The following is a 23,452-nucleotide window of genomic DNA, read 5'->3' as shown; positions in this document are numbered from 1 at the left end:
CAAGGCGCACGCCAGCTACTCGCCAGCCACTTCGCCTAGGCTTGCATTGGAGCCAGGCGACATTACGGGAGGCTTGCGAGGTGATGGCCGTGTCCCAACCAGAGCGGGTCGTGGGCAGGCGCCGGTTGTTACGGTGGGGTGCGGCGCTGGCCGGCGCGGCGGCAGCCCGGGCCGCTACGGGAGCCGCCGGGCGTACCGCCCGGGCAGCGTCGGTGGTCGACGGGCAGGCCTGGGCCATGCTGGTGGACATCACCCAGTGCGTGGGATGCCGCAGTTGTGTGTTCGCCTGCCAGGAGGAAAACGGCTGGAAGGGGGATCCTGAAGGCCAGCAACTGGACGGCGAGCGATGGACGGCCGTCCGGGAGGTGGCCGTCAAGGGGTCCGAGGAGCCGCGCTTCGTCCGCACCGAGTGTTTCCACTGCCTGCAGCCTTCCTGCGCCGATGCCTGCATCGTCGGCGCCTTGCGCAAGACGGCCGAAGGCCCCGTGGTCTACGACGCCGGCAAGTGCATCGGCTGTCGCTACTGCATGATCGCCTGCCCCTTCCAGGTGCCCCGCTACCAGTGGGACCAGACGTTCCCCCTGGTGGCCAAGTGCGACTTCTGCGCCGATCGGATCGCCGCAGGAAAGCAGCCGGCTTGCTCCGAGGCGTGTCCCACGGGAGCGACGCTGTTCGGCCGGCGCGACGAGTTGGTCGAGCAGGCGCGGGCCCGCCTCGCCTCCGAGCCCGACCGCTACGTCCAGCACATTTACGGGCTCGAAGAGGCGGGCGGCACGTCGTGGCTGTTCATTACGGACGTGCCCTTCGAGCAGCTCGGCTTCGCCCGGGTGGGCACCACGCCGCCGCCGCAGAGGACCCGGGCCTGGATGCAAAGGGTCCCGGCCATCGCAGTGGGCATCGCCGGACTGCTGGCGGCGGCCCACGTCATCGAAGGGCGAGGAGGTAACCACGCATGAGGCCATACTGGCGCCCCGCGGCCAACTCTTCGGGCTCTGCCCTCGGGGCCGTGCCGGCGGCCTCCGGCTCCGAGCGGGCGGGGCTCGTCGAGAGCATCAGGCCGTCCCTGCAGGCTGCCGGGCCGGTCCGCCTGGCGATGGGTCTGGTGGTGGCCGCCGCGTTGGTGGCCGCCGGCTACCGCATGATCTACGGGCTGGGCGCGGCGACCCACCTGAGCGACGCCTGGCCGTGGGGTCTGTGGAAGATCCTCGGGGTCGTGGCCGGCATCCCGCTGGCGGCGGGCGCGTTCGTCGTGGCGGCGTGGGTACACGTCTTCCGCCACCACGGCTACGAGTCGCTGGCACGCCCGGCGGTACTGGCGGGGTTCATCGGGTACCTAACGGCCATCGCTTCACTGTTCGTCGACATCGGGCAGCCCCACCGCATTTGGCACCCCATCGTGATGTGGCAGCCCCACTCGGTGCTGTTCGAGGTGTGCTGGTGCGTCATCCTGTACACGACGGTGCTGGCCCTGGAGTTCAGCCCGGTGGCCTTCGAGAAGCTCGGGTGGCAGCGCGCCGGCCGCATCGTACAGCACTTCATCGCGCCCATCGCCGGAGCGGGCGCCACCCTCTGCGTGCTCCACCAGAGCAGCCTCGGCAGTCTCTTCCTCATCGCCCCGAGCCGCATGAGCCCGATGTGGTACACCCCCTGGCTGCCCCTGATCTTCTTCGTCTCGTCGGTGGCGGCAGGGCTGGCCGTCCTACAGCTGCTGGCCTGGGTGGCCGACCGGGTGTACGGACAGCCGGTTGCCGAGTCCATCCGGGCAGGCCTGGCCCGGGGCCTGACGGGCGTGCTGGTCCTGTACCTGGCCGTACGCCTGGGGGACTGGAGCCTGCGGGGTACGGGCCCGTGGCGGACCTCTTGGGGCCTCGAGGGGGCACTTGCCTGGGCCGAGCTCGTGATGGGCATCGTCCTGCCGCTCGCCCTGCTGCTGGCCGCCGGAGTGCGTGCGGGTGGCCAGGAGTGGAGAGTGGCCGCGGCAGCTTTCACGGCCGCGGGCGTGTTGCTGCACCGGCTGGATACGGGCCTCACCTCCATGCGGGAGGCGGCCTGGCTGCCCTACGTGCCGTCGGCCATCGAGTGGCTCGTGATGGCGGGCATGGTGTGCGCCGGGATACTGGCCTACGACTGGGTCGCCCGTCGCCTGCCCCTCTTCGAGCACGGTCGCGAGGCGGCGCGCTGAGGCCGTGCGCAAGAGGGGCCGAAGCGCCCCGGATGACGGCGGTGAAGTGACCCGGTCTCTCCATGCGGCTCCCTGACAGTCTGCTGTCAGGGAGCCGGCGCGACAGTGACCCCAGCGATCGACCTCGAGGAGGGTTCGTATGCTGGAGTCACCCAGGCACCCGTGGTTGGATGCGGCCGCCGGTGCGGGGCAACGACAGGTCCACCCGCTTCTGCTCCTGCCGGAGGGGCGGGAGCTCAGCCGGGAATACCGGCGCCCCGACTGGGATTACCTGACCTACGTGCTGCGCCTCTGGCGTCGCCGGCCACCGCGCTGGTTGCAGAGGCTCGTGGCGAAGCTTGCCGGCCCTCGCGCGAAGGGTCGCCGCGGCTCGGAGGAGGAGGAAAGGCACCGCCTGCCCCCGAACACCCTTTTGGGTGATCCCCATGAACCGGACGGAACGCCTTGCGGCCATTACCCTTCTGTTGCTCGCCCGGCGCCGGGTTACCGCCGCTGAGATCGCGCGCACCTTCGAGATCAGCGAGCGTACGGTCTATCGCGATCTGGATGCCCTCGGACAAGGGGGGCTGCCGCTCATCTCCCAGGCGGGCGCAGGCGGGGGCTACGAGTTGCCCGCCGATTACCGGCTCATGCCGCTCACGCTGACGCCCGACGAAGCGATTGCCCTGTGGACGGCGCTCCAGGCCGTCGGTTCCCGGGACCACCCGATGCGGGAGGCCGCCCGGGGGGCGTGGCTGCGCATCCAGGCGGCGCTCCCTCAGGAGCTGAGGGACCACGTCGTCGACGTGGGCGCCGGCGTCGACGTGAGCCGGATGCTGCCCGACGCCCAGGTGCCCGCTACGGTTTTTGCCACGGCCGTCCGGGCCCTGAGGGAGCGCCGGCAGCTTCGCATCTGGTACCATGTGCCCACCACCGGGCACTCGACCGAGCGGACCGTCGACCTGTACGGACTGGCGTGCGTACGCGGGCGGTGGTACGCTCCGGCGCACTGCCACCTGCGAGGGGGCTTGCGGTCGTTCCGGCTCGACCGGGTCACCCGCGCGGAGCTCCTGACGAGCTCCTATACGTTGCCGCGCACCTTCGACCTGGCGGCCTGGGTCAGGGGTCTGTTCGACTACGAGCAGCGTGCCGAGGAGCGCCTGCCGATCGAGGTGCACTTCTCGCCCCAGGCCGGCCGCAGGGTGGTCGACGACCGCTTCTTCCGGGAGGGTCTGGAGCGGCAGGCGGACGGCAGCTTCAAGGCCACCCTCACCATTCCCGTCTCCGACCTCGACTGGTATGCGGAGATCGTGGTGGGCTACGCCGGGCAGGCCCGGGTCGTGTCGCCCCCGGTGCTGCGAGAACGCGTGGCCATGCTGGCTCGCGGGCTGCTCGAGGTTCACGAGGCCCCTGCCGGTGCAGGAGGGGGTGACACCTCGTCCACGCCCCCTTCTCCTTGACGAACGCATGCTCTCATGCGATAACATGCCCAAGGTGGACGGGCCGGTGGGGGCCGCCTGGGGTCGGATGCCTCATACCGGCTCGCTGTTCCAAGACCCCCGAAAGGTGGTGCCCTGCGTGCAAAACAAGGGGCTGCGCCGGTTGCGGTGGCCGCTGGCCGGAGCCCTGGCGCTGGGGATGTCGCTCGTTTCCTTCTCGGCATGGGGGGCGGGCAGTCTGGCCGTCTCCACGTGGGGATTCAATCTTGATCTCATTAACAAGAACATCACCCAGCCGTTCGAGAAAGCGACCGGCGTCCGGATCTCGTACGAACTCGGCAACAACTCGGACCGGTTCACCAAGCTCATGGTACGCAAGGGCAACCCCAACGTCGACGTGGTGCACCTGACCGACGACTTCGCCGCCCGGGCCGTCAAGGAGGGTTTGTTGCAGCCCATCGACGTCTCCCGCCTGTCCAACTACGACCAGATTTACGACTGGGCCAAAGATCCCGTCGGCGGCCACTACGCCGTGGGCTACACCGTACAGGACTACGGGATCGTCTACCGCACGGACAAGATCAAGACGCCCATCACGTCGTGGAAGGATCTGTGGCGCGACGATCTGGCGGGTCACATCAGCCTGCCGGACATCACCACGACCCAGGGCCCGGCGACGGTGGTCATGGCGAGCCGGGCCTGGGGCGGCTCCGAGAAGGACGTCGACGTCGGCTTCGCCCGCCTCAAGGCCCTGCGCGATAACGTCGTCACGTTTTACAACCGCTCCTCCCAGCTGGTCACGCTCTTCCAACAGGGGGAGGTGTGGGCCGCACCCGTGCTGCGCATCGCCTGGGGCCAGCTGCTGGAGACCGGGCTCCCCCTGCGCTGGGTGGCTCCCAAAGAGGGTAGCGTGGGGTTCGTCAACGTGCTGGGCATCGTCAAGGGCACTCGCAACCTCGACGCGGCCTACCGGTACGTAGACTTCCTTCTGAGCGAGCAGGTCCAGAAGGCGGAGGCCTTGGATCTGGTCGACTCCCCGGTCAACCGCAAGGTGGAGCTGCCGCCGGACAAGGCCAAGCTGCTCACCTACGGCCAGGACAACATCGAGAAGCTCATCTTCCTGGACCCCAACTATCTCCTGCAGGCGCGGGAGCAGTGGGTCGACCGCTGGAACCGGGAGATCGCCTTCTGAACGGGGCATGTGGACCACGGGCAAGGGCGCCACGGTGTGGCTCGTGGCGCCCGCACTCACTTTCCTGGGGCTCTTCTTCCTGATCCCCCTCGCCCTGGTGCTGGGCGGGAGCTTCTACGAGCCCGGCACGGGCCTCACCTGGGCCGCCTATGGGAAAGTCGTCGGCGACCCGGTCGCCCAGCGCGCCTTCTGGCGAACGCTCCGGGTGGCCGGGGTCGTGACCCTGCTGGCGGTGCTCCTGTGCTACCCGGCGGCGTACGCGGCCAGCCGCGTGACGTCACCGGCACGTCGCACCCTGCTGGTCTCCCTCGTCATCCTGCCCCTCATGACGAGCCCCGTGGCCCGCACGTACGCCTGGCTCGTCGTGATGGGGCGATATGGCCTCATCAACGAGTCGTTGCGCGCCCTGCAGCTGGCGAGCCGGCCCGTACCGATCCTCTACACGGAGACGGCGGTCGTGGTCGGGCTCTTGCAGCTGTTCAGCCCGCTCATGATGCTGGCGCTCATGAGTGCCTTCGAGAACGTCCCGCGCGAGGTCGTGCTCGCGGCCCGTAGCCTGGGGGCGTCCGAGTGGCAGCTCTTCCGGCGGGTGCTGGTGCCGCTCACTGCCGAGGGCCTGGTGGTCGGGGGCACCCTGGTCTTCACCGGTTCGGTGACGGCTTACGTCACGCCCGCAGTCCTGGGCGGCCCTCGCCAGCTCCTGCTGAGCACCCTGCTCTATCAGAAGGCGTCGGTCACCCTCGACTGGCAAGCGGCCACCGTGATCGCGGTCATCATGCTGGCCACGACCCTGGCCGCCAGCACCATCCTGCGCCGGGGCGCCACGGCCTCCGCAGCCAGGGGGCGGCCTGCATGAAAGAGCCGCTCGCGCCCCGGGTCGCCCTGGCGGTTCTCCTCTTCTTCCTCCTGGGGCCGTTCCTGGTGGTCTTCGTGGCGGCGTTCGGCCGGGAGCGCTCGCTCCGCTTCCCGCCCGGTTCGTTCACGCTCGAGTGGTTCGGCCGGGTCTTGCATCAGCAGATGTTCGTCGACGGCTTCCGGACAAGCCTCGTCGTGGCCGTGGTGAGCACGCTCGGAGCGCTGCTCATCGGGATCCCGCTCGCGTACGCCACGGCACGGTTCGACTTCCGGGGCAAGGGCCTCGTTCAACTGCTGGCGACCGCCCCGGTCATCGTTCCCGAGCTCGTGGTCGGCCTCGCCCTGCTGCGCTACTTCGTCCTGACCGCGCGGCTGCCGATCCTGCCCAGCCTCTTGATCGGCCACACGGCGCTGCTGATCCCGTACGCCGTACGGGTGGTGCTCGCGAGTCTCGCCAACGTACCCATCGACGTGGAGCAGGCCGCCGTCAGCCTGGGAGCGTCGCGGCTGGGCGCCTTCCTCCGGGTCGTGCTGCCCAACATCCGCAGCGGCATGCTCGCGGCCGCGGTTCTCGCCTTCATCACCTCGTTCAACAACGTTTCGGTCTCGTTGTTCTTGACGGGACCGGGGATAGCCACCTTACCTATTCAAATGCTGGTTTACATGGAGTATTACTACGATCCCTCCATCGCCGCCCTGTCGACCCTGTTGATCCTCTTCACCCTGCTGGTGGTCCAGGCGACGGAGCGGGTATTGGGGCTGTCGCGCTATGTCTGAAGGCATGGGGCAGGAGCCGTCCCTCCCTTTTCTCCAGCTTCGCGACGTGGCGGTGGCGTACCGTCCCGGCGAGTGGGCGCTGCAGGGCATCTCCTTCGAGGCCGAGCGGGGAGAGCTCGTCTCCTTACTCGGGCCGAGCGGATGCGGCAAGACGACCACGCTCCGGGTGATGGCAGGCTTCATCCCGGTGCAGCGCGGGTACGTGACCATCGGCGGGCGCGACTATACGAACGTGCCCCCCAACCGCCGCAACATCGGGCTCGTGTTTCAAAGCTACGCGCTCTTTCCTCACCTGACCGTCTTCGAAAACGTTGCGTTCGGGCTACGCTTGCGACACCTGGGCGCCGCCGAGATCGGCCGCAGAGTGGGTGAAGCGCTGCGCATGGTCGGCCTGGAGGGGCTGGACCAGCGGCTTCCCGGGCAACTCTCGGGAGGCCAGCAACAACGCGTGGCGCTGGCCAGGGCCATCGTCATCCGGCCTCAACTGCTGCTGCTCGACGAACCCCTCTCCAACCTCGACGCCCGCCTTCGTGTCGAGATGCGGGGCGAGTTGCGGCGCGTCCAGCGCCGGCTCGGGGTGACCATGGTCTACGTCACCCATGACCAGTCGGAGGCCATGGCTCTGTCGGATCGGGTCATCGTCATGCGGGACGGCCGGATCGAGCAGATCGGGACGCCCGAAGAGGTGTACCGCCGTCCCGGGACCCTCTTCGTCGCTCAGTTCATGGGGTTCTCCAACCGTTTCCGGGCCCAGGTGATCGGTTTGGAAGAAAGCCAAGGTGTCCCCGGGGAGCGTCTCGCGACGGTGGCCTTCCCCGGCGGCCGGATGCGCGTGCGGGCTTCGAGCCGCCTGCACCCAGGCCGGCACGTGACCGTGGCTTTCCGACCGGATGCGGCGCGGCTTACGACCCCCGGCGGCGAGCCCGGCCTGCGCGGGCCGATTCTCCTGCGGATTTTCCAGGGCGGCACGGTGCATTACACCGTGCGCACGCCCGCCGGGGAGCTGGCCGCCGAGGTGCCCGCGGAGCAGGCGACCTGGGGCGAGGGAGACGCGGTCGAGGTGGCCGTCGAGCCCGACGCCGCCCTCGCCTTCGAGGAGGCGTGAAGCGCGTGGCACGGCAGGATTTTTCTCAGACACCGGGAGAGACAACCGGGCTGCAGCCCCAAGTGGAGCCGCAGCGGCACGTCCGCTGCGTGCCGGGTGACGTGGCCCCTCACGTGCTGCTCCCGGGAGACCCCGGCAGGGCTCAGCGTATCGCTGCCGGACTCCCCGAGGCCCGGCTCGTCGCCCAAAACCGGGAGTTCGTCGTCTACACCGGCCGTACGCGAGCGGGTACGCCCGTCAGCGTCTGTTCCACGGGAATCGGCGGCCCCTCTGCCTCCATCGCCCTGGAGGAACTGGCGCGAGTGGGCGGCACCTGCTTCATCCGGGTCGGGTCCGCAGGGGGGCGCCAGCCCGGCGTCGCCCTCGGGTCGCTGGTGATCGCGACGGCCGCCTACCGGGCAGACGGGACCTCGAGGGCTTACGTGCCGCCCGAGTTCCCGGCGGTGGCCGACCTGGGGATCACGCTGGCTCTGGCCCGGGCCGCCCGCCGGCTCGGATACGCGTTCCACCACGGTATCGTCTTCAGCCGGGACGCTTTCTACCGGCAGGACCCAGGGCTCAACCGGCAGTTGACCGAAGCCGGCGTCGTGGCCTCGGAACAGGAGTGTGCGACGCTCTTCGTGGTGGGCGCCGTGCGCGGGGTACGGGTAGGCGCCATCCTCGCCACGGATTCCAACATCTTGCTCGAACGCCAGCCCCCCGCCGCCGAAAGGGAGCGCTTGTTCCGGCAGGCCGAGGCGCAGATGATCGACGTGGCTCTGGCGGCGGTGGACGACCTCGCACAAGGGAGTGAGCCGTGGTGAGTGAGCCTCCCCTGGACCTGGTCGTCGCGGAGGCCCGCATCGCCGACGTCGTGCTCCAGCGTATCTTCCTCGGGTGGCTCGGAGTGCGGGCCGGTCGCTTCGTGTACGTCGAGGAGGGCCCGCTCCCGCGGGAGATCCGGGCGGCCGCCCGAGAGGTCGTCGACGCGGGCGGGGCGGTGGTACAACCCGGGCTCGTCGACGCCCACATGCACGTCGAGAGCAGCCTGCTCACCCCCGGGCGCTTCGCGGAGGCAGTGGTGCCCTGGGGCACGCTGGCCGTGCTGCAGGACCCCCACGAGATGGCCAACGTTCTCGGAGCGGACGGCGTGCGGTGGATGATCCGGGCGAGCCGGGGTCTGCCGCTCGACGTGCGGACCGCCGTCCCGAGCTGTGTCCCGCCCACGACCTCGGGCCTCGAGACGGCCAACGCCGAGCTGGGCCCGGACGACGTGCGGGCGCTGGCGGGCGAGGAAGGCGTCCTGGCGCTCGGGGAGATGATGGATTACCAGGGCCTGCTGCGGGAAGAGCCGAGGCCGGTCGCCGTGGTCCGGGCAGGAGCCGCGGCCGGGCTCAGCCTGGAAGGGCACGTGCCGACCCTCGAAGGCATGCCGCTGTCCCGGTACGCCGCCTGGGGCATCCGCTCCGACCACACGCTGGCGACGCCCCGGACGATCGCGGAGAAGCTTTCCAAGGGCATGGTCGTGATGCTGCAGGAAAAGTCGCTCACCCCGGAGACCGTGGCTTTCGTGCGCGATCTCCCCGACCGCTCCCGGGTGCTGCTGGTGACCGACGACATGCTGCCCAACCGGCTGAAGTCGGGGCACCTGAGCCGGATCGTGGAAAGAGCCGTCGCGCTCGGCTGGCCGCCTCTCGACGCCGTTGCCTCGGCGTCGCTGCGCCCGGCGGCCTACCTGGGCATGCGAGACCGGGGCTTGATTGCGCCGGGATACCGGGCGGACTTCCTCATCGCGGAGGAGGTCGCCCATTTCCCGCCTCACCGGGTGTACGCGGCGGGCGCCCTGGCCGCCGAAGAAGGGCGGGCACTCTTCCAGGCGCCGTCCGGGCCGTTGCCCGAGGAGCTGGCCCGGCGCACCGCTCTGAGGCCCGTCTCGGACCGGTGGCCCGTGCCGTCACTGTTCCGGGTGCCGGGGACGCCCGGGTCCCGCTGCACGGCCGAAGTACGTGTGGTCCGGGTCAACGAGGTGCACACCTTTACCACCCTCGAAAGACGCCAGGTCGTGCTCGAGGACGGGTTTCCGGCGCCGTCGGAGGAGAGCGCCCAACTCCCGGACCTGTGCGCGGCGACGGTGATAGCCCGGCGCGACCTGCCATCCCTCTCCTCGCCCGGCGAGGTCCCGGGGCAGCCGCCCGTCCTGAGTTTCGTGGCAGGCCTGGGGCTGCGGGGCGGAGCGTTCGCCAGCAGCTTCGCCCACGACGTGCACAACCTGTTCGTGGTCGGCACGTCGCCCCACGACATGGCCTGCGCCCTGCGGGCCGTGCTGGAGATGGGCGGCGGGATGGCGGTCAGCTGGACGGAGGGCGGCAAGCGCCACACCGAGGCCCTCGCTCTCCCGGTGGCAGGGCTGATCTCCGACGATCCGCCATCCACGGTCGCGGAGAGGTTGGACCGGCTGGAGACGGCCCTTCGGCGTCTCGGGATGCGTCACCGCAACCCGGTCCTGCTGCTCACCATCCTGCCTCTTTCGGTGAGCCCCGCCTTCAAGATCTCCGACCTCGGCATCGTGGACGTGGAAGGGCACCGGGTACTCGACCCGGTCATCTCCCTGAGCACGGCAGGGCCCGGCGATTGCTGACCGCAGCGGAGCAGGACGGGGGGATGGTCGTGCAGGAAAGCCATGTCATGGGTGCCACGGGGGTTCGCGTCCCCCCGATCGGCCAGGGGACGTACCGCATGGGGGAGGGCGACGCCCGGCGGGACCGCCAGGAAATCGAGGCGCTGCGCCTTGGCATCGAGCTCGGCATGACCCTCATCGACACGGCGGAGATGTACGCGGGCGGCCGGGCCGAGCAACTGGTCGGAGAGGCCATCCGGGACGTGCGAGGCCGGGTCTTCCTGGTGACGAAGGTGTGGCCCACCAACGCTTCGTACGAAGGGACCCTACAAGCCGCCCGGAGAAGCCTGGCGAGGCTGCGCGTCGACCGGATCGATCTTTACCTGCAGCACTGGCCCAGCGAGTTCCCCGTCCGGGAGACCATGCGGGCCATGGCCACCCTGGTACGGGACGGGCTCGTCCGGTTCGTGGGGGTGAGCAACTTCGACGCCCGCCAGGTGCAGGAGGCCCAGGAGGCGCTGGGCGACATCCCCCTGGTCGCCGATCAGGTACTCTACCACCTGCGCCAGCGCGGCATCGAGGCGGAGCTCTTGCCGTACTGCGAGGCGCATCGGGTGACGGTGATGGCGTACGCGCCCCTGGGGCGGATGGGCGAGTTCCCGGGGCCGGACACTCCCGGAGGGCGCCTGCTGGCCGAGATCGGGCGCAAGTACGGTAAGACCCCCGTGCAGGTTGCCCTCAACTGGCTGGTCGCCCGTCCGAGCGTCATCGCCATCCCCAAGGCCGCCCGAGTCGAGCACGTGCGAGAAAACGCGGGAGCCCTGGGCTGGCGCCTCAGTGAGGAAGACTGGAAGGCCATCGACGAGGCCTTCCCCGCACCGCCGGAGCCGGGCTCCCTGCCGCACCTGGCGCCGTCGCGCAAACGCTGACGAGGTCCCCTTCGGCCACTTCCACGAGTGACGCGCTGCCGCCCCTTCGGATCGGGAGGCGGCAGCTCCATTTCGGCCCGCATGGCCCGGTGGCCGGCGGCCGGCTCCGGCCTGCCCCGGCCTGCTCGGGTCCCATCAGAAAGACGCCTGCAGGTACAGCCCTACCCCGGACACGGAGACGTCCTGCCGGCGCTCCTTGAACGTCATGTCCCGGTAGCTGAAGTCCGGGGAAACCGGTACGCCCCGGTACAACGCGTAGAACGCCCCACCCCCGATCCGCAGGGGCCCGATGGGATAGCTGAGGATGGCCCGTACCTGGGTCACCGGCACCGTCGCGCTGACCTCCTGGGCGAACGGCGCCTCTTCGACGGACCGGCGACTTTCGTCCCACGTTCCATCCTTGCCCAGGTCGGTCCTGACGTCATCCGTCCTGCGGAAGAGCGACTCGGTGCGAAACGCGCCCGTAGCCCACCCGTGGCTTGCGCCGAGCTCTGCCTGGAAAGGCCCGAGGTCGCCCACGACGCGCACTCCGACGCCCGGCCCCAGGACCGTGCCCCTGGACCGAGCGCTCTCCACCATCGTGATGCGATCTTCACCCCGGTCATCGGTGCCGTCCTTGTCGAGGTCGGCTGTCACCTGCGCCGTCATCGCCACCTGGCGGTCCAGCCGATGGTCGAGGTAAAAGACGTTCAGCCCGCCGTCCACGCTCACGCCCAACGTGCTGCTGCGATAGACGACGCCGTACGCCCCCACCTTGCCGAGGCCTACGGATACCCCCGAGTCGGCCTTCCAGTCGATCGGTGCCCAGCCGCTGGGATGCTCGTCGTCCGGTGCTCGAAACTGCCGCTCGTCGGGTAGCTCGTAGTTGCCTCCCCACAGGACCACGCCGTTTTCGTAAATCGTGCCGTTGCTGGGTGGCAGAGCTTCGAGGTGGCCGCTCAGCGCATGTCCGGAGGAAGCCAACCGGGCCTGCGCCGCCACCCCCCAGCCCCGGCCCACGCCGACCGAAATCCCGATGGCCGGGACCAACCCCGCCCGGGGCTCCAGCCAATGGGAACGCACGCTCGCGGAATACTGCTCGTGACCTGCCGGATCCGTGGTGGAGCTCGTCAGGACCTCGTCCACCGCGTGAAGCCGGGCTCCGCCGAACGCAGCGTACATCGGCTGTACCCAGAAGGCGACTCGGGGCTCGGCGCGCACGCAGCCGCCCAGGCTCAAAACGCCGGCCAGGCCGAGCACCGCGCCGCGTAGCCACCCGCCGAGCGAGCGCGCCCGTGCGCCGTTCGTTGCCGCAGACATGCAGGCCATCATCCTCCCTGAGGTGATACCGCCGGCAGGAGCGCAGGAAGTGGATCCACCACCCGAGGGGTTCGTCGGGGCAACGGGGGTTTGCGACGGTGGCCAGCGCTTCGCAGTGGCCGCAACTTGCTGGCACGGCTGGCATTTCATGCCGCGTCCTGGCGGCACGCCTCATTGCATGCAACCGATGCACGTGCGTTGCAGCAGGAGATTTCCATCACGCATGGAAAGATTGACCCATCAGCTGCCGGCGATCGGCGGGCAACCCGCAGCAAGGAATGGAGATCATGAGCAAGCGAAAGGGTTCCCGAAGACCTTCTCTCGCGCTCCGACATTGTCCTCGCTGCGTTTGCCCGCGGCAAACGCCGGGGACAGTTCTTTCACATAGTAAACAAATAGGCGGCTTGTCGCTTCCCCCGGGTACTCGCCATGTCCATGCAGGCCGGTGAAGCCTCCCTGGCCCGGCGCCTGCCTGTGGCCATGGCCGAGCCGAGAGCTCGGGAGGTGCTGGCCCTCCTTCACCGCCGCGGCCGGCTCACCCGTGCGGAGATCGCCCGCCTCACCGGGCAATCGCAGGCTGCGGTCTCCCTGCTGGTGCGCACGTTGATCGAGGCCGGGCTGGTGCAGGAGTCCCTTGCCGCTCCACGAGGGCTGGGGCGGCCCGCTCACCATCTGGGCATCGCCCCGGGCGCCTGGAGCGTGCTCAGCTTCGAGGTGGTGGCCGGCCTGTTGCGCCTGGCGGTGGTGGCCGGGGACGGCAGCGTCCTCAACGCGACCGAACAGCCGCTGCCCACGGGCACGCTCGGCCTGCATGCCCTCATCCAGCGCATGTTGCGGATGGCGGCCGAGGCCGATCGGGGCTCCGCCGGGCCTCTTCTCGCCGCCTCCGTCTCCGTGAGCGGGGTGGTGCATCGTGGAGTCGTGGTGCTCTCGGCCGGGCTGGGGCTGCGCCAGGCCCCCGTCGCCGAGCCGCTCTCCGAGGAGCTGGGGGTGCCGGTCTGGCTGGTCAACGACATGGACGCCCGTGCCCTGGCGGAGCACCGCTATGGCGTGGGGCGAGGCGTGGACCACCTGGTATTGGTGGCCGTCGAGCCTTCCGGGATCGGTGCGGGCATCGTCCAGCAGGGCAGGCCGTTCGCCGGAGCCAGGGGAAGCGCCGGGGAGCTCGGGCACGTCACGGTCGAGCGCCACGGGCTCGCCTGTCCCTGCGGTAAACGCGGCTGCCTGGAGGTTTACGGCAGTGAAAACGCCATCGTCTCACGCAGCGCGCACCTGCTGCGGCTGCAGCGAAGGCGCAGGCCGTTCGTGGAAAGCCCTACCGAAGGGTTCCACTACGTGCGCCGCCAGGTGGAGGAGCTGTGGGCCCTGGCTGCCGCGGACGCGGGGATCCGGCGGATCTTCGAGGACGCGATGGACTACCTCGGGACGGCCGTGGCCAACCTGGTGACCCTCTTCGACCCCGAGCTGGTGATAGTGGCCGGGCATCTGATGAAGCTCTTGGGGCCATGGGGGATGACGCTCCTAACCCAACGGGTGAGGGAGGGGGCGTTCGACCCCGGGGCCGAGCACCGCAAGATCGTCGAGGCGGCCCTCGGTGAGGACAGCGGAATGCGGGGAGCGGCCTACCTGGCCGTGGATCGCATGCTGGCCGGCGATTGAGGGGCAGCGCCATGCGCCGGCGCGGCGGTCGGCCTGTCGCCGGCGGCAGAGAGGGGGGACCGGCGGGAGCGGGAACGTCGGAGCATCAGGGAGGGCTTGGTGCGTGCCGGAAGTGACGGAGCACGAGTCGATGGGTGTGACGCGACAGCAATAACCGGTGAGGAGGAGCGACATGCGAGGCACCTGGCTACGTTCGGCGTGGGTCATGGCCCTTTCGGTGTTGATCGTCGCAAGCTTGGCCACCGTGGCGGCGGCCGAGGTCACCACCATCCGCTGGCTGTACCCCGGGGGCGAGCAACCCGTCTCCCAGCAAACCTGGAAGAGCCAGATCGAGCGCTTTGCCAAGGTCCATCCGGAGATCAAGGTCGAGGTCATCGACGTGCCCTGGGATCTGGCCCACGACCGCATCGTCAACATGGTGATGGCCGGGGATGGCCCCGACCTCATCCAGATGGGCTCCCGCTGGATTCCCGAGTTCGCCGAGATGGGCGCCCTGATGCCCCTCGACCAGTACTTCGGCAAAGAAAAGATGAGCCTCTACTACCCGGGGCTGGTCAAGACGGTGACTTACAAGGGCAAGCTCTACGCCCTGCCCCGCGCCTACAGTACCCAGGCGCTGATCTACCGTACCGACCTGATCAAGAATCCGCCCAAGACCTGGGATGAGGTCGTGACGATCTCGAAGAAAATCCAGAGCGAGCACCCGGGCATGTACGGGTTGGGCATCGGCGGGGCCAACCACGTCAGCACCCTCTCCCAGTACTTCACCATCCTGTACACGTACGGCGGCCGCGTCTTCGACGAGCAAGGCCGGCTCCAGCTGGACAGCCCCGAGGCCGTGGCCGCGTTGAAGCGCTACGTGGATTTCTACCGCAAGGACAAGATCGTCCCCAACCCGCTGGAGTACAACCGGGAGCAACTGCCGGAGCTGTTCTCGGCCGGCCGGATCGCCATGTTCGTGAGCGGGCCCTGGGGCGGGCGCGCCCTCGGGCTGCCTCCGGACAACGACCGGATCCCGTACGCTTCGGCCCCTGTACCGGCGGGGCCTGCCGGCACCGCGACCGAGCTGGTCTCCGACAGCACGGGCATCTGGGCCGGTACCCGCAACCTGAAGGCAGCCCTCACCTTCCTCGACTTCATCACCTCCCCTGAGGAACAGGTGCAAAGGGACCTCATCGGCGGGCTGGTGCCGCAGGGACCGACCATGGCCACGCGGCCCGAGTTCACCAAGAACCCGTTCTTCAAGACCTTCATCGACATGGCACCGCACGGAGTCCCGCAGCCGCAGCCGGCGTTGTGGGAGCCGTTCCAGGAGGTCATCGTCAACATGGTGCAGTCGGCCACCCTTGGCATGGTGACGCCGGAGCAAGCCGTGAAACAGGCCGTTCAGGAGCTCCGGGCCAAGGGCCTGGTGCCGGCGGAGAAGAAGTAGCGAAGCGGGTAAGCAGCACGCTCGGCGGTTTCGCCCGGGGGCCTCGCCCCCGGGCGGGCCGCCCATGGGGGACGCGCATGCGAAGCGGGTTTGAGACACATCCGGTTTCCCTCAGGCAGACGATGGTCGGGGGGTTGACCCGGGAGGAGCGGTCGGCCTTGCTTTTCGTGGCTCCGGCGTTGGTCTTCCTGGCCGCGGTGGTCATCTATCCCCTGGCCACGACCTTGTGGGGCTCCTTCTTTTCCGAGTCACTGGTGCGGCCTCTGGACGGCGCGCGCTTCGTCGGGATGGCCAACTACGTGCAGGTTCTGTCGGATCGGGCCTTCTGGCTGTCGCTATGGCGCACCATTCTGTGGACCGTCGGCTCGGTCGCAGGCAAGACCATCATCGGGCTCGTACTGGCGCTCTTGCTCGTGCATCCATTTCGGGGCAACGCCATCTACCGGGTCCTGTTGCTCGTACCCTGGGCCACCCCTCAGGTCGTGGGGGCCGTCGCGTGGAAGTGGCTGTACGACAGCCAGCATGGCTATCTCAACTACCTGCTGCTGATGGCAGGCGCCATCCACGACCGCATCATCTTCCTGGGTTCACCTGCCGCTGCCCTCGTCTCGTTGATGGTCGTCGACATCTGGTTCGGGGTACCGTTCATGGCGGTGGTGCTCCTGGCGGGGCTCCAGTCCATTCCGTCCGACATCTATGACGCGGCGGCGGTCGACGGCGCGACCGGGTGGCGGCAGTTCCGCCACGTGACGCTGCCGCTGCTCGCGCCCGTCCTGGGCGTCGCCACCAATCTATCGGTGGTCTGGACGTTCAACTCCTTCAACATCATCCAGACGATGACCAAGGGAGGGCCCGTGGGAGCCACGGAAATCCTGGTGATCCGCACGTACAAGGAAGCGTTCGCCACGTACAACGTCGGGACGGCGTCGACGTACTCGTCGCTGATCTTCCTGATCCTCATGGCCTTCAGCATATGGTACTGGCGGCTGCTGCGGCGAGGGGGGAGCGCGGCATGAGATCCCGGGCGCTGGACCTGATCGGCAAGCACGTCGCGCTCATCGTCATCCTCGGTGCCATGCTGCTCCCGGTCGTCGTGATGTTGGGCACGAGCCTCAAGAGCATGGACCAGCTGTTCACGTGGCCCCCTCGTCTGTTCCCGAGTAACCCCCAGTGGCAAAACTACGCCGAGGTGTGGGGCGGCCGGTACCAGTACTCGCGGGCCTTCACCAACAGCGTCATCATCGCCGTCTTCACGAGCCTGCTCTCGGTCCTCCTGGGAGCGCCTGCGGCGTACGGGGCCAACCGGTTCAAGTTTCGCGGGAGCTCGGCCTTCATGTTCGGGGTGCTCGCCACCCAGATGATCTCGCCCGTGGTCTTCATCGTGCCGCTCTACAAGGCCATGCGGGCCTATCACCTGCTCAACACGCTGACCTCCGTCATCATCGCGAGCACCGCCTTCGCCGTCCCCATGGTCATCTGGTTGCTGCACGGCTATTTCTCCTCGATCCCGAAGGAGCTCGAAGAGGCCGCCATGGTCGACGGCTGCAGCCGCGCCCGGGCGATGGTCCAGGTCATCCTGCCCCTCGCCGCCCCGGGGCTCGCGGCGGCGGCGATCTACGCCTTCATCATGGGGTGGAACCAGCTCATGTTTCCCCTGGCGTTCCTCACCCGGAGCGAACTGCGCCCCATCCCGCTGGCGCTGTACGACTTCTCGGGGTACAACATCGTCTTCTGGCACCACCTGATGGCAGCCTCGATGATCGCCGTCGTCCCGGCTGCCATCGCGTTTGCCCTGGTGCAGCGCTACCTGGTCTCCGGGCTGACCGCAGGGGCTGTGAAATCGTAACGCATACGTCGTCCCGATGGCCATCGCGAGCTTCGCCGGTGGGTGAGCGCCCACCCGAGCGAAGCGTTCAAAAGCGTTCAAGGGAGGTTCGGGTCGTGGAGGATGTCGTGACGTTCGCCATCGTCGGCGCCGGAAACCGTGGGGCCGACGTTTACGCCCGCTACGCGCTCGAACACCCGGACGAGGCCAGGGTGGTGGCCGTGGCCGATCCGGATCGCGCAAGGCGGGATGCCCTGGGAGACGCCCACGGCATCCCGCCAGAGCACCGCTACCCGTCCTGGCAGGAGATCCTCGAGCACCCGCGGCTCGCCGACGCGGTGGTGATCGCCACCCCGGACCGCTTCCACGTGGAACCGGCCCTGAGGGCGATCGAGCTCGGATACGACATCCTGCTCGAAAAGCCCATCGCCCCGACGCCCGATGGGGTTCGCCGCGTGGCCGAGGCGGAACGCCGCTCCCGAGAGCGGGGCAGCGGCGCCAGCGTCACGGTCGCGCACGTGCTGCGCTACACCCCGTTCTTCTCGACGATCAAGCGGCTCCTCGAGGCCGGGCGCATCGGGGATCTCGTCTCGGTGCAGTACACGGAGAACGTCGGGTACTGGCACTTCGCGCACAGCTTCGTGCGCGGCAACTGGCGCAACACGGCCACGTCCAGCCCCATGATCCTGGCCAAGTCGTGCCACGACATGGACATGCTGCGATGGCTCGTCGGAAGGCCCTGGAGGCAGATCAGCTCCTTCGGGTCCCTGGTGCACTTCCGCCCCGAAAACGCCCCGCCGGGGGCGCCCGCCCGCTGCACGGACGGGTGCCCTGCAGCGGACCGCTGCCCCTTCGACGCGGTGCGCTTCTACGTGCAAGAGATGCGCGACTCCAACGACTGGCCGGTGTCGGTGATCACCAGGGACTTCTCTCCCGAAGGCCGCCTCGAGGCACTGCGGACCGGCCCTTACGGGCGATGCGTGTACCGGTGCGACAACGACGTCGTCGACCACCAGGTCGTGGCCATCGAGTTCGAGGGCGGCGTCACCGCGGCCTTCACGATGTGCGGCTTCACCGAAGAAAACACGCGTACCCTGAAACTGATGGGCACCCGGGGCGAGATACGGGGGCATCTCGAGAAGGGCGAGATCGAGGTGCGGAGCTTCGTGACCACCGGAGCTGCAGGCCCCGTCCACGAGGTGATGCGCCTTGGCGGCAACGGCCGGCACGCCGGCGGTGACCAGGGCCTCATGGCGGCCTTCATCCGGCGGCTGCGGGCCCGCAAGAGCGGGGCGGTGCCTGAAGAGGCCCTGACGTCGCTGCAGGAGTCCCTCGACAGCCACTTCATGGCTTTTGCCGCCGAGCAATCCCGTCTCCAGGGCACGGTCGTGACCCCCTGAGCAGGGCTAACCCCGGGCTGCGGCCCGGCCATCCGGGCCGCAGCCCGTCGGCCACGATGTACGCGGTTGCGTGAGGGCGAAGCCTTGCGTCCGAGTTGCCTGTAAGCGGTACATGACTCATCCGCGCCGCCTTTTCCCGCCGAGCACTTCCTGTAGCTGTTGCATCGGGTCCGAGCGAACCCCACACTGGTGGTGCGTGAAGATTACCTTCTGCTTGATCGCTATAACGTGAAAATCTTCTCAAGGCCTCCTTCGGCCTGGCCGAAGGGAAGAGAGAGGAGCGATCCGGCATGGAGGTCCGCTCGGTCCCGAAGAGCCTGGCCGTCCTGGAGGGGTTGCTGCCCCAGCTCAACGCCGCGGAGCGGAGGGTCGCGGAGTACCTCCTGCAGCACGCCTCCGACGTCATCGGCCTCTCCATCACGGAGCTGGCCGACCGCAGCCAGGCGAGCGAGGCGACCGTGGTACGGCTGAGCCGCCGCCTCGGCTGTCGTGGGTACCAGGACCTGAAAATCCGGATCGCCCAGGAGATCGTGGAGCCGGCCCGCCGCATCCACGAGGACGTGGTCCCCGGCGATGACCCCGCGTCTGCCACCCAGAAGGTCTTTGCCTCCACCATCGCGGCCCTCCAGGCGACCCTCGACGTCATGGATCCGGGGGCGATGGAGCGAGCTGCGGACGCCATTCATCGCAGCACCGAGGTGGTCTTCTTCGGGGTCGGGGGCGCCGCCTTCGTCGCCGCCGATGCGGCTCAACGTTTCGTCAAGCTCGGGCTGCTCACCCAGGCCCTCAGCGACAGCCACGCGCAGGCCGTGAAGGCGTCGTTGATGCGTCCGGGCTCGGTGGCCGTCGGCATCAGCCACTCGGGCAGCACCAAGGCCACCGTCCAGGCCCTGGAGCTCGCCCGCCGCGGCGGCGCCACCACCATTTGCGTGACGAGCCTGGGCCGATCGCCCATCACCCGTGCCTCCGACATCAGCCTCTTCACGTCGGCGCGGGAGACGGCTTTCCGTACCGAGGCCATGTCGTCCCGGGTGGCCCAGGTCACGCTCCTGGACGCCCTCTTCGTGCTCGTCGCGTTGCGGCGCTACGAGCAAGCATTGGCCAACATCGAGCGGGCCAGGGAGGTGAACGCCGACAAGCGCTATTGATAGCCCGGTTCGGACCCGGCCGGGCAGGATGATCGCGGGTCCCACACGGAAAGGAGGCTTCTCTCTTGTCATCGCCTTACGCATGGATCCGTTCCACACGTCCCACCCGTACCCTCGCCTGGCCTCTCACCCTGCTCGCCACCAGCGTGCTCCTCCTTTTCGCGGCCTGTCCGGCGCTGACTGCGCAGGCCCGCACGAGTCTGGTCGTTGCCCAGGAGGTCCCCGTCGTCGAGCTCGACCCGCTGGCCGGATACATCAACGCGCCGTCCCCTTACGAAGTGGGGCTCGTGCTGTTCGACAACCTGGTCGCCTTTGACGAGCAGCTCCACGTCGTCCCCTCGCTGGCCACCGGCTGGAGCGTTTCTGCCGACGGGCGCACGTGGACGTTCCATCTCCGCAAGGGCGTCAAGTTCCACGACGGCACCGAGTTTGACGCACAGGCCGTCAAGTTCAACCTCGAACGGTACATGGATCCCCAGCTCAACCCCCTCAACCGGCCGTTGTGGGATCCGCTGCAGGCCGTGGACGTCGTGGATCGCTACACGGTACGGATCGTGACCAAGTTCCCGTTCCCCACCCTCCTCAACACGCTGGCCCACGGCTCGGCCTCCATGGTCAGCCCTGCTGCCGTCAAGCGGTACGGTAAGGAGTTCGAACGGCATCCAGTCGGCACCGGCCCGTTCAAGCTGGCCCGTTTCGATCCCGGGAGCACGGTCGTCGTGGAGCGCTTCGATGAGTATTGGGGACCCAAACCCGGCGTCGACGAAATCACGTTCCGGTACGTTCCCGACAACTCTGCACGGGTCGGCCTCCTGCTGGCGGGCCAGGCCGACGTGATCACGGCGGTGACCCCGCAGGATGCGGTGCGGCTCTCCTCCACCGGTGGCATCACCGTGATTTCCCGGCCCACCCTCCGGACGGTCGGCATTGGCTTCAGCTTTCTCCACCCCGCCCTCAAAGACCCGAAGGTGCGCCTTGCGTTCAACTACGCGGTCGACAAGGCCGGGATCGTGAAGGCCATCTTCCTGGGGCAGGCGGACGTGCTCGATTCTCCGGTGGCGCCCGACGCGACCGGGCATCTTGCCGTCGGAGCCCACCCTTACGATCCCCAACGGGCTCGCGAACTGCTCCGGGAGGCCGGATGGATACGGTCCGGATCGGGGCTGGTCGAAAAGAACGGCGAACCCCTGTCGGTCACCCTCATCACGGCCGAAGGGGCTTATCCTAACGACATCCAGGTCGTTCAGGCCGTCGCCAACCAGCTGCGGGCCGTCGGAGTGGACGTGCGCGTCCTCAAAGTGGACAAGGCGGGGTACTGGGACTACCTCAAGGTGCCGGCCAGGGACGTGAAGTTCGACATGTTCATCTGGGCGTTCAACCCATCCAACGGTGACGGGGGCTACACGCTATCGAGCCTGTTCAAGTCCAATCCCGACGACCAGGGCGTTCCTCTGGTGTGGAACATCGGCAGGTACCGCAGCGCCCGCGTCGACCAGCTTCTGGCCGAAGCAGACCGGACCATGGATCCCCAGGCGAGGGAACGCGTGCTCGGCGATGCGCAGAAGGCGTTGATGGAAGACAACCCGTACATCTGGCTGTACGCCGAACGCCGCATCACCGCCGTCCGCGGCGACGTCAGGGGCGTCTCGCTGCTGCCCACGCTCTTCACCAACCTGCGGGCAGTGTCGCGTTGAAAATGCGGCGGTGAGCAGGGCCCCGCTTGCACGGCGGTACCCGGGTCACTCGACTCGGGTGTCGCCCCGAGGAAAGGAGGGCAGGCCAACCCCGCGGCATGATGCGTTTCGTACTGAGGCGGGCCGCCCAGGCGGTAGGAGTGCTGGCGCTGGTGCTGACGGCCGTCTTCTTCTCGTTTCGCCTGGCGCCGGGGGACCCGGCCCGCCTCGTGGCCGGCCTCGGAGCATCCGAGGAGGCTGTCGCCCGCGTGCGGGCAGAGATGGGCCTTGACCGGCCCCTGGCCGCGCAGTACCTCTCCTACCTCGAGGGGCTGGCTCGCCTCGATTTGGGGCGGTCCACCCTGTACGGTCGCGACATCGCCGGCGCCATCGCCAAGAGTCTGCCCGCGACCCTGGCGCTGGCCGCAAGCTCGCTGCTGACGGCCCTTGTCCTGGGGATCCCGGCCGGTATCGTCTCCGCGCTGCGGCCGGGCTCGATGCTGGATCGCCTTGCCTCGACGCTCAGCGTCGCCTTGTTGAGCATCCCCAACTTCTGGTTGGGGATGCTGCTGATGAGTGGGTTCGCCATCCGGCTGCAATGGCTGCCGGCAGGCGGCTCCGGCACCCTGGCCACCCTGGTCCTCCCCTCGATAGCGGTAGCTGCCCGGCTCGTCGCGCTCTTTTCCCGAACGGCCCGCTCGGCCTTGCTGGAAGTCCTCGGCCAGGAGTACGTGCGGACGGCGGTCGCAAAAGGCCTGCGCCCGGCTACGGTGGTCCTCAAGCACGCGCTCCGCAACGCCTCGATCCCGATTGTCACGCTGCTCGGCCTGCAGGTGGGCTATCTGCTGGGCGGTTCCGTCGTGGTGGAGAGCTTGTTTTCCTACCAGGGCGTTGGCTTCATGCTCATCACGGCTGCGGGTGCTCGAGACTACGCGATGGTCCAGTCCCTGACCATTCTCTACGTCGCCACCTTCCTGGTGGTCAATCTCCTGGTGGATCTGGCGTACGCCCGTATCGACCCGAGGATTCAATACCGGTGAGGTCACGATGGTGGACACGGGACGTCTATCGACCGATTCAGCACCCGTGGCGCCCACGCTCCAACCTGGCCGTTGCCGGGGCGCTACCCGGCAACGGCCAGGCGACTGGCGCGCGTGGGCCGGCCTGGTGATCCTGGCCGGCTTCACGGTGCTCGGGCTCCTCGCCCCGCTCCTCGCCCCCTACGGCGCGGACCGGCAGGACCTGACGAGCGCGCTCCAACCTCCCGGGCCCGGGCATTGGTTGGGCACGGACGAGCTCGGCCGTGACATTCTGAGCCGTCTACTCTACGGCGTGAGGCCTACCACGCTCATCCCTTCGATGGGCGTCGCCATCGGAGCCCTGGTGGGTATCGTCCTGGGCTTGGGATCGGCCTACCTGGGCCCGAAGGTCGAGTCTCTGCTCATGGGGTTGACCGATCTCGTCCTCACCTTCCCCTCGATCGTGCTCGCCATCGCGATCGTGACCATCCTGGGGGTCGGGGAGAAGAGCCTCGCACTGGCCATCGCGGCGGCAGCGCTCCCCGGTCCGGCCCGTATCGCCCGTGCCGCCGCCCTGAAGGTCAAGGGCATGGAGTACTTCGAGGCCGCGAAGGCCGTGGGCGCCTCCGACGTCCGCATGGTCCTGCGCTACCTCTTGCCCAACGTAGCGCCGGCCCTCATCGTGCAGATCACGTTGGAGCTCAGCCAGGCGGTCCTGCTCTCGGCGGCCCTGGGTTTCCTGGGGTTGGGAGTGCAGCCCCCCGCGCCGGAGTGGGGCACCATGCTGAGCCAGGCCCGCGGGTTCGTGCATCTGGCGCCCCACATGATGGTCTTCCCGGGCCTCGCCATCGCCCTGCTGGTCTTCGCCCTCAACATGGCGGGCGACGCACTGCGGGACCATCTCGATCCCGCGCGCTCCACGGGGTTGCACTTCTGAGCAGCC

General features: G+C 68.6%; 20 protein-coding genes. 19 read left to right on the top strand and 1 reads right to left on the bottom strand.

Features of this window, described 5'->3' with window-relative positions; genetic code table 11:
• Positions 1 to 83: 83 nt before the first annotated feature.
• From U7230_RS00715 to U7230_RS00670, 10 genes are all read left to right on the top strand, one after another.
• Positions 84 to 956 carry a 4Fe-4S dicluster domain-containing protein gene (locus tag U7230_RS00715; protein ID WP_324718150.1) on the top strand — a complete coding sequence of 291 codons (873 nt, stop codon included), beginning with the start codon at positions 84 to 86 and terminating at the stop codon, positions 954 to 956.
• Positions 953 to 2,182, top strand: coding sequence for an NrfD/PsrC family molybdoenzyme membrane anchor subunit (nrfD, locus tag U7230_RS00710; RefSeq protein ID WP_324716843.1), 1,230 nt, complete (start codon positions 953 to 955; stop codon positions 2,180 to 2,182). Before U7230_RS00715 ends, nrfD begins: the two co-directional genes overlap by 4 nt.
• A 425-nt stretch (positions 2,183 to 2,607) precedes the next feature.
• Positions 2,608 to 3,621: a helix-turn-helix transcriptional regulator gene (locus tag U7230_RS00705; RefSeq protein ID WP_324716842.1), complete on the top strand. Its 1,014-nt coding sequence runs from the start codon at positions 2,608 to 2,610 to the stop codon at positions 3,619 to 3,621.
• A gap of 118 nt (positions 3,622 to 3,739) precedes the next feature.
• Entirely contained in the window at positions 3,740 to 4,792 is a 1,053-nt protein-coding gene (locus U7230_RS00700) for an ABC transporter substrate-binding protein (protein ID WP_324716841.1), read from the top strand.
• Between the two features lie 34 nt (positions 4,793 to 4,826).
• On the top strand, positions 4,827 to 5,648 hold the full coding sequence (locus U7230_RS00695; RefSeq protein WP_324716840.1) for an ABC transporter permease: 822 nt from the start codon (positions 4,827 to 4,829) through the stop codon (positions 5,646 to 5,648).
• A complete protein-coding gene (locus tag U7230_RS00690; RefSeq protein ID WP_324716839.1) occupies positions 5,645 to 6,424 on the top strand; it encodes an ABC transporter permease in 780 nt (259 codons plus the stop codon). The genes U7230_RS00695 and U7230_RS00690 overlap by 4 nt, the downstream gene beginning before the upstream one ends.
• Complete coding sequence (locus U7230_RS00685; RefSeq protein ID WP_324716838.1) at positions 6,417 to 7,529, top strand: ABC transporter ATP-binding protein; 1,113 nt, start codon at positions 6,417 to 6,419, stop codon at positions 7,527 to 7,529. Before U7230_RS00690 ends, U7230_RS00685 begins: the two co-directional genes overlap by 8 nt.
• A 5-nt stretch (positions 7,530 to 7,534) precedes the next feature.
• Positions 7,535 to 8,332, top strand: coding sequence for a nucleoside phosphorylase (locus U7230_RS00680; protein ID WP_324716837.1), 798 nt, complete (start codon positions 7,535 to 7,537; stop codon positions 8,330 to 8,332).
• On the top strand, positions 8,326 to 10,146 hold the full coding sequence (locus U7230_RS00675; RefSeq protein ID WP_324716836.1) for an adenine deaminase C-terminal domain-containing protein: 1,821 nt from the start codon (positions 8,326 to 8,328) through the stop codon (positions 10,144 to 10,146). Before U7230_RS00680 ends, U7230_RS00675 begins: the two co-directional genes overlap by 7 nt.
• Positions 10,140 to 11,054, top strand: a complete 915-nt coding sequence (locus tag U7230_RS00670; protein ID WP_324716835.1) for an aldo/keto reductase — start codon at positions 10,140 to 10,142, stop codon at positions 11,052 to 11,054. The genes U7230_RS00675 and U7230_RS00670 overlap by 7 nt, the downstream gene beginning before the upstream one ends.
• 135 nt (positions 11,055 to 11,189) lie before the next feature.
• On the opposite strand, the gene U7230_RS00665 is transcribed toward U7230_RS00670, so the two are convergent.
• On the bottom strand, positions 11,190 to 12,353 hold the full coding sequence (locus U7230_RS00665) for a hypothetical protein (RefSeq protein WP_324716834.1): 1,164 nt from the start codon (positions 12,351 to 12,353) through the stop codon (positions 11,190 to 11,192).
• A gap of 435 nt (positions 12,354 to 12,788) precedes the next feature.
• Here U7230_RS00665 and U7230_RS00660 point away from each other — a divergent pair, with 435 nt between their 5' ends.
• The 9 genes from U7230_RS00660 (at position 12,789) to U7230_RS00620 (ending at position 23,446) form a co-directional block, all read left to right on the top strand.
• Positions 12,789 to 14,012 carry an ROK family transcriptional regulator gene (locus tag U7230_RS00660; protein WP_324716833.1) on the top strand — a complete coding sequence of 408 codons (1,224 nt, stop codon included), beginning with the start codon at positions 12,789 to 12,791 and terminating at the stop codon, positions 14,010 to 14,012.
• 172 nt (positions 14,013 to 14,184) lie between these two features.
• Complete coding sequence (locus tag U7230_RS00655) at positions 14,185 to 15,444, top strand: ABC transporter substrate-binding protein (RefSeq protein ID WP_324716832.1); 1,260 nt, start codon at positions 14,185 to 14,187, stop codon at positions 15,442 to 15,444.
• A gap of 167 nt (positions 15,445 to 15,611) precedes the next feature.
• Positions 15,612 to 16,460 (top strand): carbohydrate ABC transporter permease, encoded by an 849-nt coding sequence (locus U7230_RS00650; RefSeq protein WP_324718149.1) that lies wholly within the window; start codon positions 15,612 to 15,614, stop codon positions 16,458 to 16,460.
• Complete coding sequence (locus U7230_RS00645; protein WP_324716831.1) at positions 16,457 to 17,290, top strand: carbohydrate ABC transporter permease; 834 nt, start codon at positions 16,457 to 16,459, stop codon at positions 17,288 to 17,290. The genes U7230_RS00650 and U7230_RS00645 overlap by 4 nt, the downstream gene beginning before the upstream one ends.
• Positions 17,291 to 17,385: 95 nt before the next feature.
• Complete coding sequence (locus U7230_RS00640; RefSeq protein ID WP_324716830.1) at positions 17,386 to 18,669, top strand: Gfo/Idh/MocA family protein; 1,284 nt, start codon at positions 17,386 to 17,388, stop codon at positions 18,667 to 18,669.
• Positions 18,670 to 18,959: 290 nt separating this feature from the next.
• On the top strand, positions 18,960 to 19,817 hold the full coding sequence (locus U7230_RS00635) for a MurR/RpiR family transcriptional regulator (RefSeq protein ID WP_324716829.1): 858 nt from the start codon (positions 18,960 to 18,962) through the stop codon (positions 19,815 to 19,817).
• 65 nt (positions 19,818 to 19,882) lie between these two features.
• Positions 19,883 to 21,511: an ABC transporter substrate-binding protein gene (locus U7230_RS00630; protein WP_324716828.1), complete on the top strand. Its 1,629-nt coding sequence runs from the start codon at positions 19,883 to 19,885 to the stop codon at positions 21,509 to 21,511.
• Between the two features lie 98 nt (positions 21,512 to 21,609).
• Positions 21,610 to 22,530 (top strand): ABC transporter permease, encoded by a 921-nt coding sequence (locus tag U7230_RS00625; RefSeq protein WP_324716827.1) that lies wholly within the window; start codon positions 21,610 to 21,612, stop codon positions 22,528 to 22,530.
• 7 nt (positions 22,531 to 22,537) lie between these two features.
• Entirely contained in the window at positions 22,538 to 23,446 is a 909-nt protein-coding gene (locus U7230_RS00620; RefSeq protein WP_324716826.1) for an ABC transporter permease, read from the top strand.
• Positions 23,447 to 23,452 lie beyond the last annotated feature (6 nt).

This window comes from Limnochorda sp. L945t, assembly GCF_035593305.1.
Classification (GTDB): Bacteria; Bacillota; Limnochordia; order Limnochordales; family Geochordaceae; genus Carboxydichorda; species Carboxydichorda subterranea.
Note: the sequence above shows the minus strand (reverse complement) of the source record. Positions and strands in the feature narration are given on the sequence as shown.